We start from the raw sequence: 12,661 nt of genomic DNA, 5'->3' as shown, positions 1-12,661 counted from the left end.
AACGCCTTACCACCCTAAAAGCCCACGCGGCAATGGCACCCGCAGCATTACCGCAAAGATTTGATATACCACGATCACGACGCAAAAGGTCACGAGCATGCTCGTGCGAAACCTCACGCCAAAACGCCACATTAAAAGGCCGATGAGCGGAAACGCAGTCAGGAGAAAACCGACACTTTCCGCGGCGAGCACATAAAGAATGACGGCACCCAGAACCCCGCCTACACGAACAACGCCTCTGCCCGTGATAACAGGAGACGATTGATTGCGTCCGATCTCCTTGGTTGCCAGCAGGGCAATCATCACGATCACTCCCAATACTCCAAGTAGTGCGGGAAAAGCCATGGGGCCGATGATTTCGTCCCCTATGGTCACAAAGGCATCACTCGTCAGGACTTCCCCAAAATCTCTGTCCAATTCCTCGAGGAATTCAGCAAAACCATCCGGCCCTTCATACGTCCAGTTGAAACCGGCCCGGCTCATGAAAAGTCGAAACTCATCATCCCGCACGACTTTCTCAAGAGCTGTGACAAGCACCTGACGTCGATCTTCGGGAACCCCTTTCGGCATTACGATTCCCCGCCAAGTGCCAAGCAGCGCATCCACACCCTGCTCTCTCACCGTCGGAACACTTGGAAACTGTTCAAGTCGCTCTTCTTCCATGACCCCCAATGCACGGATTTGCCCTGCTTCAAGCAGGGACCTCGCCTCCGGAAGACTGCAACTCACAATGTCGAGACCGCCCGCCATGAGTTCCTGCAACGATGGTGTCGCGCCTTCCATCGAAATCCACCGGACAGCATCAACATCCGCCCCGATCGAATTGAGCCAACCGGCCATCGCAACATGCCAAATGCCCCCGAGAGAGGCGCCCGATCCCCGTAAGGCCCGCGGATTTCGCAAGATGAATTCTTCCAGCTCCCGGAGAGTTTGCCATTGCGCGTCGGTTCTGACGAATAAGGCGGCGGGATCCCGATTCAGCAAACCCACCAGTTCATAATCCCGATACGTTATAGGAGTTAGCCCACGCCAATGAAGCATGTTTAACTCGGCCGTTGCCAACGTGATTGTATATCCATCGGCACGGGCAAGTGCTCCTCGCGTATGCCCAGTCACTCCCGAGGCTCCAGTCGCATTCACGACACTCACCGGGACACCCAACTCCCGCTCCAGTCCCACCGCCACCTGGCGAGCGACCCGATCGGTGCCTCCCCCGGCAGCCCACGGGCAAATCAGAATGATCGGGCGATCCGGAAAGCCTTGGTCTTGTTGTCCGCATCCTCCAAACAGGAATGCGAGTAACAACCAGACCAAAACGAACCTCGATCGCCACGGTCGCCCCATCCCGGATTCTCCAAATTCACGGTTCATCACGACAAACGCTCCCCCGCTCCCGAAATCCGCAGAGTCGGACCACAAATTCGATCAATAAACAGAGCATTCATTCAAAACACCCCATACTAGGTTGTCCGCTGCGTAACTCTCCGAGGATATCATAGACAATAGGAGGAAAAAGATCCCGGGTTGCGACACCTCGCGCGGGCGAATCGGATCGCAACCGAAAGTCTCCGGTGATGCCATCGCCGGGAGCCACAAACAAAGGATCTTCCCCCACAATACTTTCGGGGTCGTTCGTGATCGCGGAACCAAGGCCACCCGCATTTTGAAATAAATTGCGCTGGGCGATTGTCTCGCCGAAAAGCCCATCGATTGCCGGACGCGCTTCGGTGGAATCTTGAACGCCGAAAATATTGTTTCGGAGCACAACCTTGCTGGAAAGCGCCCGGCCCGCCAAGGCACTTCCCTTGGAGAGATAAAAAGTCGAGGCCTCAAAAAGTGTTTCACTGCCTTCTCCGCGAATGAGGGTTCGCAATTCGGAATTCGAACCGACAAGCAAGGAATTCCGAAACCTGATTTTCCCCGACCCCGATGAAGTGATCATGGTGTTTCTTCCGGCGTGAAGAAATTTGGTTTGTTCAGCGCCGAACGCCCCGCCGTTTAACACACGGATCACCACTCCATCTTCCCCATCATCAAGCGAAACAAACTCGCCCCCACTCGTTTCCAGGGCCCCCTCGACATTGATGGTCACTACTTGATTCCCCGGAATCTCAATCCGCATGTTCTCCATCCGGAGGGATCCCGCGGGTCGAATGTCAAGCAATCCACCATTGGAATCACCCAACAGAATCGTCGCGCCCTTTCGCCTCGTTCCTTCGCTCAGATCAAACGAACGAATAAAAACTTTCTTATTGATAACTAAATTCGACAAGGTCTCAACGTGGGAGAAATCAACCCAAATCTCATCGTTGCTGGAAGCGACGGCGATCGCGGCCGCAATACTTGGAACCTCAGTGGGAACCTTGATACCCCCCCCAGGGTACACCATATAATAAGGAACGCGCCTCCCAACTTCGGGACTCAGGTAACGGATACCATTGAGCAAGGCAGTTTGCAGCAGTTCAATTCGCCGTTCATACCGGTCCGCAAATTCCCCGAATGAATAACTCGTGACGTGATGCAAACTCCGTAGAACGTTAATATCGTGAACCTCTGAAAAAATCGGCATGTTCGCGGCCGAACCGCTGTATCCTTCTTGAAAATAAGCATTGAATAAATAAATCCCCTTCACCCCGTCTTCCAGTGCCAATAGCGACTCGCCCCGCCACGCGGGAATTGCGTTCGGTCCTTCTCTGACAATGCGAAAGGACATACAAGCGTATACGGGCACGTCATAACGATTCCCGATATCAACCATATAACTCCAGCGATTGAGTTGGAAAAAACCTCCGGCGATCAGAATGTCCAACAAACCGTCTTCGAGCCACTTTACCAAGTCTAATCCTATCTCCTTCGAATACCCCACCGAATCGGGAACCCGAACCGCTAAAAGGATGGGCCGACCACGCCTAATCGAATGGGCCTCTGTCATCTGCCGAACATCCACCAAGAGCTCTGTCATGATATCGCAATGATATTGAGTGACAGGTTGGTAAATCATCTGGGGGAAGAAGAATATTGGGAACCGGAAGAAATCCAATTCGATCCCATCGACATCATAATTCTTCAAGACATCCTCTATATCCGCCAATAAGGCAGTTCTCACTTCCGACATTTCATAATTCAGCGAACTCCACCGAATGGAGTACCGGTCGTATGGAACGGCCGCGGACCTAGATGGAAACATTGTGAGTCCCGGCGTGTTTCGCTTCCAGTCGGTCAACATCCACGTGCGATCAGCCGCCCAATCATGGTTGTCGTTCATGCGTAGCGACCAGAAAATCTCTTTTTTATTCGCCCGGCTCCAGTCAATCACCAGCTGCAACGGATCGTGTCCCTGCTGTTCCAATTCCGCCACCCAATTTGATTGTTCGATCTCCGGATTATAGAGCCACCTTTCAGCGGTATTCGTTCGATGAGTGTAAAACCTGGTCAGTCCCGTGCAATAGAAGATGGAGTCGACTTTCGTACCCGCAAGCGGGGCGGTTCGCCTGGATAAAAATTTCTCCGGAGTAACGGGGCCCGAAGTCGGCCAATCCCAGCCATCGTTGTTGTAAATGACTCGGCGATCTTTCCATGCGAGCTCGTGCCGCTCGAATTGCAATGCTTCCAACACCGATGCCCGTTCCCGCAAGACGGGATAGGAATTCTCCAGGAACCAGATTTTCTCCAAGTCCCAGCCGGCGTTCACAAAAGTGGAGGCCAAGCTCAAAGCTTCCGTTCCCTTTCCGACGCCACTCGAGCTAATGGTGGTCCCAGACGAATCAATATCCCAGAAGCATCCCTCTACCAACGCGCCCTGCGCTTGCCGTGTCTCACCCGCGAATCCCCCTTTGAATTGTGAGGAGGATCCGGTAACAGCACCTATCGAAAAAGAATTACGCACGGTAGCGTTATCGTCCACCCGCCCGACGAAACCACCAATTCGGGTTCCACTCATCGCCGTAACCGAGCCCCGCGCAAATGAATCAGAAACGCTCAACTCAATCCGTCCCGCAAAGCCCCCCACATAACTCGCGGCTCCTCCCGCGACGACATTTCCAGTCGCAAATGAGCGAAGGATTGTGGTGTCGTCACTCCGACCGACCAGTCCCCCGACGTAGTTCCCATCGCCTGCGACGCTGCCCGAAGCGTAGGAGTCTGTGATACGCCCCCCTCCTCGGCTTCGTCCCACGATTCCACCCGCGAGCCCCGCCGATGCGTAGACCTGCCCTTCGGCGAAACTCCCGATGACTTCCCCCCGGTTTTGCCCGACAAGTCCTCCAGCCACTGATCCGCCACTTACCGCCGCGGTCGAAAAGGAGCGAAATATCCGTCCATCATTGTCTCCAACCAAACCACCGACATGCCCTTCGGTTATCGTAATCGTCCCCGTGGCATACGAATTGTTGATCGTCCCCTCGTTGACCGATGCCAGTATTCCGGCAAAACCCCGGCCGGAAACGACCGCATCTTCAATGCCAAGATTGGAAACAACCCCTCCACGGGCGATCTTTCGAAAAAAGCCCAGGGAATGAGCACCGGTTAACGAAAAATTCCGAATGACAAACCCGCCACCATCAAAGAATCCAGAAAACCCTTCCGGCATATTCACTACAGGTGCCGCCAAAGCGGCTCCCCCGAAATCAATATCCTTAACCAACCGGTAACTCGCCGCTCCATCCGAGATGCCCTCCAATTGCGCCCGAGATGCGATTCGATAAGGATCGTCGATCGATCCGGTTCCACCCGCAAAACTTCTGACGAGATCGACCCGCAGTCGGTAAAATCGTTGAGTCGCTTCATGCATCGCCTCACGAACCAGAAGTTCATCTACGGAATCTTCGATTACCGAATCCTGAATATCCGATTCCCAATGAATAAGATCAGCGGATGCCTCGATTTTATGCACAGCTTCGTAAGCATCCGGATTCTTTTGCACGGAAATCTCAACGTATACTTCCCCGTTATATTCCACGATTTCCGGAAAAGGAAGTCCACGCGGGTTGCTGACCCTTGGGTCCAAGCCCAAAGCGTATTTCACTGCATTGGAAATTCCGTCACCAGCCGGATTCGATTCGGGATCATTCTCTTCCTCTGACAACCCGTAGTAGGCAGCCCATGCTGCGAAACTCTTGCCCTCACTCCCCCGCAATTCCTGCAATCGGTCGGAAGCAAACCCGGGAAGGATCAAGAACACCGCGAAAACGGAAATCACTCTCAGTCCCTTCCTCGCGACCATAAGCCACTCTAGGTTTAATTTAAACATAGCACCGGAAAAACAAGAATAAAAAAGGAATTGAATAACGCTGAGAGAAAACATCCATCTACCTCGGGCGCAGGCGGACGTGGCCTCAATTGACTCAATTTGTCATTTCCACCCAATACGAGTATCCATTAGTTCCCGTTTACCCGTATCCGAAGTCTGGACCCTTCACTCACAAGCTCTCTCGCCAGCACATCGGCTTCCGTAAACTTTGCGACCAGGATATCTCGATTCGAGTAACGATTGTGGTCATAGACAATATAGATCCATCCATCGTCTGTTTCCTGACCATCCGGATAAGAGACAACTGCCCGTGGATCGAGTATCAGCCCTCCCTTCCACGTTTTTCCGTCATCCTCGGAAAGATACGCTGTCAGGTGAGTCCGCAACCGCCAGTTCCCACGAATTCCGGTCAACCACGTATTATCCATTGTTGGATTGTTTTTAACGAGAATGAGATTTCCGGAGTTCAATCTTCTGATGAAAAAACGGGAGGGAGCATGGGGAATACTGGAAGCCGCCCCTGGGGTCCACGAATATCCCCCGTCTTCCGATTCACTTTCCCCGATGCCGGAGCCGGTCCTGGCCAACAGCCAAAGAGAGCCGTCCTTTCTCTCAACGATCATATGTTCATCGTGCACGGTTCCTGGAATTTCGGCAGTCCCAAGCCGTTCAAAAGTTTCACCCTGATCTACACTTCGGTATACATGCGTGCCCGCATTCGAGGGAGCCCACCGATTGAAAGCCTCCGGGACGAACCGGGCGGATGTTTGATCGCTTTCGGGGGTAATATTCCATACCGCAATTGGAAGCAACCATGAGCCGTCTTTCAAAACAGTCGGCTTATTCATCATGACTCCATCGGCAATCCGCCTGGGAAGTGTCCATTCGGCTTCGGCCGAATCCGGGGTCTTGTTGATTGTTACCCATACTCCTCCTCGTCCGTCCCACCAGTTGTAAGACTGGGCATAAAAGAACCAGAGTTCCCCGGATGGCGTCACCCATAGGACGGGATCGAAAGCTCGAACCTTTCCGGGAGGATCCACAACGAGGACGGGGTCCGACCACGAGCGCCCATCATCGTCGCTGGTCACAACCACCACGAAATTATCAGGGCCCTCGGCAACGCCTCCCCACGTGCCCCGCCAGTCCCCGCGACCAGCGACATACCAAGCGGACCAAAGACGGCCCCCGGGCGCGACAGCGAGACCCGGAATCCCCTCGAAGCGCCTTTTTGAATCGCCAAATTCTTCGCCTGGATTCAGGTCAATCCGAGTCGGAAGCTTTGCTGGATCGTTTACTTCCGGTTTCAATTTCTCAAACTCCTGATCCAATTCCTCCATCGTAAAGCGGGTATTTACGACGGACTGCTTCTCGGGCCCCGGATTGTATTTAATGTAGGTCGTGACGACCATCGTTCCATCGGACAGAATCTCAAAGCCTGGATAGGTGTGATCAATCCCTCCATAGCTATGGAATAGCTTTACTCTGTATTGCCCTTCTCTGCCCTCGATTATGTCCTCATAACGACCCACCCACGCAATGGCATGATTATCGATGTCGTCCGCTTGCCGAAGCACACTGTGCTGGATCTGCCTCCCGTCACGAAAAGTATCACGGAAAACGACCACCAAACGTCCGTCAGAAGCATATCTGGGCAAATGGCGATCGCCAGTAAGGGCTGCGGGAAGTTCCTTCGGCGCCGACCAGGTCCGCCCTTCATCGTCGCTCACCGAAAACAGAGAATTGTAGCGACGATCCTGCTCCCGGATAAACATAAGCAGCTGATCACCATCTGGAGATCGAATCACGGCCGGTTCGCTCGCGCCCGCCTTTTCCACCACTGGCCGGGAATCACCCCAAGTCAAACCTCCATCTTCGCTCGCGCTTTGCCATATCACCCCCGGACGCGGTCTTCCCCGATTATCCCTCTCATACCACATCAAATGCCTCGTTCCATCATCGACAGGGAGGATCGTAATGGGGGTGGTCCATCCGATTAGCGGTTCGCTGGTCTGTTTCATCGAACTCCAGGTCGCGCCACCATCCTCAGAAATCGCCTGATAAAAAGGATCACGTCCTCCAAATACAATCAATCGACCGACGCCCTCGCGGTCCTCGAGATAGAAGATATTGGGCACATTGCCAACCTCCTTCCAATCTTCCGGCACCTCGATCATCTCGGACCACGTAAGGCCGCCATCATCACTCCGCTTTAACGGGCCCAAATTGCCCGCATGATCGTAACACCACACGACGAACATCGTTTTACCGTCTGGCATCAGCGCGGTGCATGGATGGCCTTGATAGACATCCTCAGTTCCCTGCGCGATGATAACATGTCGATCCTTCCATTCCGAAATGTCGACAGTCGGTATTTGGATCTTCCTTAAGACTTCGTCCGCATTCGCCACCCCCGCCAACAAGAGGGATAAAAAGCATACGATTTTTACGACAACAATCCGTTTAACAAAGCTCATATACCCGGTCGCCTGATATTAAGCTTCAACGGAAACGGGGATCGATTTCTCCCCAAAAATCCTCCCTCGGGTTATTCGGTATTTGTTGCCGGGTCCTTCCTTCGACATGACCATCCATAAAGACCACGTTGATTCGATTATTGTGGAGAAAGGGCATTCCCGTAGATCCTGCTCCGGTATATACGTCATGCCAACCGTCGCGATTTGGGCGCATTCCCGGCCATGATGAGCCATCTCCGGTACTATAGCCGTCAAAGAAGAACGCCATTCGACTCGGAGGGGCGGGGAGCTCGGAAACAAACCTCGGTCCATAGAACGAAGGGGGATTGCCTTGGGAGGAAGCTGACTCCGTGATGGTTCCGCATGCGAAATCGTTCACTCCATATTGGCGCCCGTAGTCTCCGGAGACACCTTCGATTGCGGTTTGAGCGGGACAACTCAATACAGTAACACTCGCCGGCTGCGCCTGATCAGACGTCAAATCCAGATATGGAATAATCGTATCAAAGCGTAGCCCTCCGCCGGGAATAGGGTCAGGCCGGATTCCGGATGCGTTTTGATCGGGCGGAAGTCTCCACCCCCATCGATCCAGCGTGCGCCCATTATTATCATTGATCCACATGATGCCAGCCTGGCCCACTGAACGAAGATTACCCACACATTGAGCGCTTCGCGCGGATTCGCGAACTTTTCCAACGACGGGGATTAGTATCGCAGCTAATATCCCAATGATGGCAATTACGGTTAGTAGTTCAATTAGTGTAAAGCCACCGATTCTTTTTATTTTCATGATAGTTCGTATTTTTAAGATTCAAGACTCTTACTCATCATGCGTAACGCGAACTCGAATGAATCCGGCATTCGTCACGTCAAGAGGCTCTGTGAGGCGGGCCTCCAGGAACTGTAACGTCTCACTGATGATCACAACGTTATCGGTAGACCAGTCCGCTAGATCGAAGCTTCCCTCGGCTTCCACGGTCACCCCCTCCATATCTGGGTTCTTCGTGACTTTAATGGTCAGGTAGTCACCCACGGCATCGCTAAGCACGCTTCCCGACAGGATCAAATTGTCTCCGCTCAACCGCCCGACCCCCATCGTACGACCAGTATCGATCGCCCCGCTCGCATCCCAACCAACCAAACGAAACGTAACCGACTGAATATCCTGAAGATCGCCAATGGCCGAGAGATCGACTGGACCATAAAAAGCCCCATCGCTTCCTGAAACCGTCACGGCAATCGGAGAGCCAATTGGATTGAAGTTGGTGCCATCCAAGCTGTAACCCCACTGAACCGTCTGGGGCCCCCGCGAGGCACGCCTGAGATTGACGTCCAGTGCCGTGAGAGAAAGGGTTTCACCCTCCGCCGCTTGCACATTGAACTCAAACCAATGCCCTTGAGCCAGGGAAGTTTCGAACGTTTCTCCCTCATCGCCCCAACCTCTGGCAGAAAGAGCATTTGCAAGGACTTCCTCCGTCAACCCAGGCCCCATGGCCAGCGTGCTCGATTGAACCCCATCGGCCACTGAAGTCGCATTCAACTCGCGAACGGTTCCGGTTCCAGCCGTATTCCAGCGAAGGAGGCCAACTTCCTCATTATCGATTCGCAGGGTCCCAAGTTCAGGCAGGCCAATCCGGGATGCAACGAGGGGACTCATTCCGAACGCGTATTTTTCCAAATTGGTGACACCGTCTCCACTCGCATCGACATTCGGACCTTGAAGCTCAGGAGGGAGGCCGAAACCCGAAATCCATTCCGCGAAACCGCCGTCTATGACGGTGGATACTTCCCGAAGCGTAATCGCTCCGCCGACTTCCAACCCATAACTGATCCGAACAACGGTATCGGCGATCTCAATCTCGGCTCCCTCTTCCAGCCCTTGAAAATGACCGGAGATCGCACCCCCTGCGCTTAGCAGAACAATGGTTTCTCCCACCCCCACGACCAAGTCGGTGGGAGCGGAAAGGACTAGCGATGAAGCCCCGGCTCCCAACGTCACTTCCCTGGCCACCTCGATATGAGGCGTGGATGCGGCGTCGAGGGAAAGATGCAACTCGGCTCCGGAGACGTTGGAAAAGGTCAATGATCCAAAGCTCGCTCGCCCTTCCTCCGAAAGCCTCAATTCACCGCTTTCCCACACAAAAACATCATCCAGCGCGACCAAAGCTCCTTCCTTTACTTCAAAACGTCCGTTGCCTCCCGCTGTCGTCGCATTTCCGCCAACGAACAAATCTCTTCCGGCAGCACTCAACAAGGTGTCGCCGCCGCTCACCGTCACGCTGCAGTCAGAACCCGAACCTTGCCCTACGATAAACGTGCCGCCGCCTTGAAGTTCGAACAAACTTCCCTCGCTCACCTCCAACGATCCCACCGTTCCAGCATCTCTCCCCAGCATGGTATTGCCGGATGCCTGCCACGTGGAATTTCCTTTCACGACAATGTGTCCGACCGAATTGGCAGCTTGGCCGATTGAAACCGCACCGGTCGTCACTGTACTGTTGTCGACAACCACCTGGCCGACCCCGCCTACCTGAGAACCGATTCTAGCTTGTCCCGTCGCGACCATCTGAGAATCCGTCACCCACAGGCTTCCATCAGCCGGTGACCAAAATCCAACCCGCAACTCTCCCGCGATATGCAATAAAGCCCCATCTTCGACAAAAGCCTCCGCCGGTCCCTCTTGGCCCACAACGAATCGAGTGTCGCACCGGAACTCAGTGCCAGCCCCGGTGATAAGGACGGAAGCCTCGGAATCCTTATCCGCCAGCTGCACGTAGCCGGTATTCACAAAACTTCCATTTGAAATCGTCATGGAGCCGGTCGAACCATCCCGTGCCAATTGCACCCCCCCGCTTTCGAAGGTTCCATTGTCAACGGTCAAGGAAAACGTGCCATCCAACCGACCCAAACCATCTGCGTTTCCCTCAATAATCAGCGTCCCCTCGTTCTGGATCACAATCTCCGCTTCCGAACCCGCTCCCCATGCGGCCCATCCACGGCCAATCCGGGCCATAGCCCCATCCTCGATGATTAACGATGCGAAACCGGAACGTCCCAGCACGTTCCGTCCGGCAAAGTGGCTATTGCTATTGAGGGTGTTGTCCCAAACGGTGTCGGCACCACGGAGAATCAAACGGCCCGATGAACCTGCCTGCGCCCCGATATGGAAGGCCTCACTCAGCAGTGTTCCACTCGAAATGATCAACGTGCCATCGTCACCCGTGAACGGACCGACCGTCACACCCGTCAACAGAGCGAACGATTCATGGCTGGTTTCCGAAGGGTCCCGGAGATAATACTCATACTCGCCGATGTTGAGTTCCACCTGATCGTTGTTCACAATCACCCGGTAATTCGTAACATCCTTAGAGAAAGTAACTTGGTACGGAGCCTCCGCCCCGAGGTCGAAAATGACATCTTCGAACTCATCCGGTTCACCCGAGGGGGTCCAGTTTCCCCCATCATGGAAACTACCTCCGGAAGGGTTCACCCACTCCTTTTCGAATCCGTGCAAGGGACCGGAAAAAACCAGGAAGGGAAGAGAGGCGACAACTAGACGGGATGCCCGCCAGGGCAGGATATTTCGAACAAGACGACCAAAGCAGAGGGCGATTTTCATAGATGGGTGCAGAAGGTAGGTTAGGTTAAGATGGGGCTAAGGCGCCAAACGGACAACCGATAGGCCTTAACGTTATTTCAACACAAAGAAGCATTGTTGTGCTTAAAACCGACAGCAACACTTTTTTCATGTTACCTTACCATACAGGGTAATCTGACGTGGTGGGATCACCGTCGTGTCATTGCGAGGAGGCTCCGCCGACGAAGCAATCCACGAAACAGCGACCCGCGCCCCCTTTCCCGGAACGTGGATTGCCGCGGTCGTTCCTCCTTCCTCGCAATGACAGATGGTCGTCTGTTTTTCCCACCACTTTCAATCACGCCCTTACCATGCCCCCGGTGACTCACCGGGGGAATGCACTCGGCAATGATGGGGCTTGGAAGACTTCATGAATAAAGCCTGAAAAGAGCGGAAGTAAAACTACCGGCTCCTCAGGCTCCCTCCGTTAACGAAAACCGGAGGAATCAAAATATGCCAAGGGGTCTTGGGTATCCCCTTTTGATTCCGCATCAATTGATTCGCTACCAGGTCTACGGCCGCGGCGGCCAGTTGATGACGCTGATGGTGAATGCCGGCCCATCCTTCCATTCCCTCGACCCAATCGTGAATCACAAAACCCAAATCATCGGGTATCTTCATCCCCAGGTCTTTCGTGACCCAGTCAGGAACATATTCCTCAAATGAGATTAACGCATCGGGCCGGTGGGACTTTACCCAATCGCAAAAAATCTGTTTCGACCCACGGAGATTTCCGGTGGGCAAAACCAATGGAGGAAGCCCCCTTCCGGTGGGGAGGCGGAGTTGGTTGTAATGCAAAAGAGCCCCCGAATAAGTATAGTCCGAACGTCGGTCAATCCAATCGGATATGACCAACCCCACCCTCTCGTATCCGCGAGCCAGCAGTTCATGCATGGTTGCGATTATCCCCTCACTCATATTAGCCGTCACCCGATTCAGCTTAGGTGACGTCAAACCGAACCCGAATGTCGAGGAACTGTAATCGGAATAATCGAAGTCCTCCATGAGGCTGGTCGAAGTCTGCTGGGAAACAATGATCCCCTCGATCCCCCTCGCTCGCAAAACCCGTTGCGCCCGGGAAGCCGAAAGCCCTTCAGGACCGAGGTAAAATTCCTCGGCTTGATAGCCGTGCTCCGCGGCCCGGCTTTGGATAAACTTCTGAGAAACGAACCGGTAAACCGTATCATTAAGGGGATCGGTCGAGGAAGTCACCCGGAGCACACCGATCGAAGCCAAAGATCGTTTTCGCTTGTCCCGTAAAATGCTCATCAGCGTTTTCATTCGTGGATCGGGCCGATA

The 12,661-nt window shown here is 53.8% G+C and carries 6 protein-coding genes; all 6 read right to left on the bottom strand.

Annotation, left to right across the window (positions count from 1 at the left end; all coding sequences use genetic code 11):
• Positions 1 to 6: 6 nt before the first annotated feature.
• Positions 7 to 1,371, bottom strand: a complete 1,365-nt coding sequence (locus ACWUI2_RS18045) for a tripartite tricarboxylate transporter substrate-binding protein (protein WP_486984241.1) — start codon at positions 1,369 to 1,371, stop codon at positions 7 to 9.
• A gap of 70 nt (positions 1,372 to 1,441) precedes the next feature.
• The gene (locus ACWUI2_RS18040) at positions 1,442 to 5,302 is read right to left on the bottom strand and encodes a phage tail tape measure protein (protein ID WP_486984240.1); all 3,861 of its coding nucleotides are present in this window, start codon (positions 5,300 to 5,302) and stop codon (positions 1,442 to 1,444) included.
• A gap of 74 nt (positions 5,303 to 5,376) precedes the next feature.
• Positions 5,377 to 7,725 carry a sialidase family protein gene (locus ACWUI2_RS18035; protein WP_486984239.1) on the bottom strand — a complete coding sequence of 783 codons (2,349 nt, stop codon included), beginning with the start codon at positions 7,723 to 7,725 and terminating at the stop codon, positions 5,377 to 5,379.
• 25 nt (positions 7,726 to 7,750) lie between these two features.
• Positions 7,751 to 8,515 (bottom strand): prepilin-type N-terminal cleavage/methylation domain-containing protein, encoded by a 765-nt coding sequence (locus tag ACWUI2_RS18030; RefSeq protein ID WP_486984238.1) that lies wholly within the window; start codon positions 8,513 to 8,515, stop codon positions 7,751 to 7,753.
• A gap of 30 nt (positions 8,516 to 8,545) precedes the next feature.
• A complete protein-coding gene (locus ACWUI2_RS18025; protein WP_486984237.1) occupies positions 8,546 to 11,344 on the bottom strand; it encodes a hypothetical protein in 2,799 nt (932 codons plus the stop codon).
• 420 nt (positions 11,345 to 11,764) lie between these two features.
• On the bottom strand, positions 11,765 to 12,631 hold the full coding sequence (locus ACWUI2_RS18020) for a LacI family DNA-binding transcriptional regulator (RefSeq protein WP_486985096.1): 867 nt from the start codon (positions 12,629 to 12,631) through the stop codon (positions 11,765 to 11,767).
• Positions 12,632 to 12,661: the final 30 nt, after the last annotated feature.

Source organism: Verruconatronum alginivorum (genome assembly GCF_056590205.1).
The sequence above is the reverse complement of the archived record's forward strand: the minus strand, read 5'-3'. Positions and strand labels throughout refer to the sequence as shown.

Coding starts and splice junctions, on each gene's coding strand:
- ACWUI2_RS18025 (WP_486984237.1), bottom strand. CDS start 11,344: ATGAAAATCGCCCTCTGCTTTGGTCGTCTTGTTCGAAATATCCTGCCC.
- ACWUI2_RS18035 (WP_486984239.1), bottom strand. CDS start 7,725: ATGAGCTTTGTTAAACGGATTGTTGTCGTAAAAATCGTATGCTTTTTA.
- ACWUI2_RS18045 (WP_486984241.1), bottom strand. CDS start 1,371: ATGAACCGTGAATTTGGAGAATCCGGGATGGGGCGACCGTGGCGATCG.
- ACWUI2_RS18040 (WP_486984240.1), bottom strand. CDS start 5,302: ATGTTTTCTCTCAGCGTTATTCAATTCCTTTTTTATTCTTGTTTTTCC.
- ACWUI2_RS18030 (WP_486984238.1), bottom strand. CDS start 8,515: ATGAAAATAAAAAGAATCGGTGGCTTTACACTAATTGAACTACTAACC.
- ACWUI2_RS18020 (WP_486985096.1), bottom strand. CDS start 12,631: ATGAGCATTTTACGGGACAAGCGAAAACGATCTTTGGCTTCGATCGGT.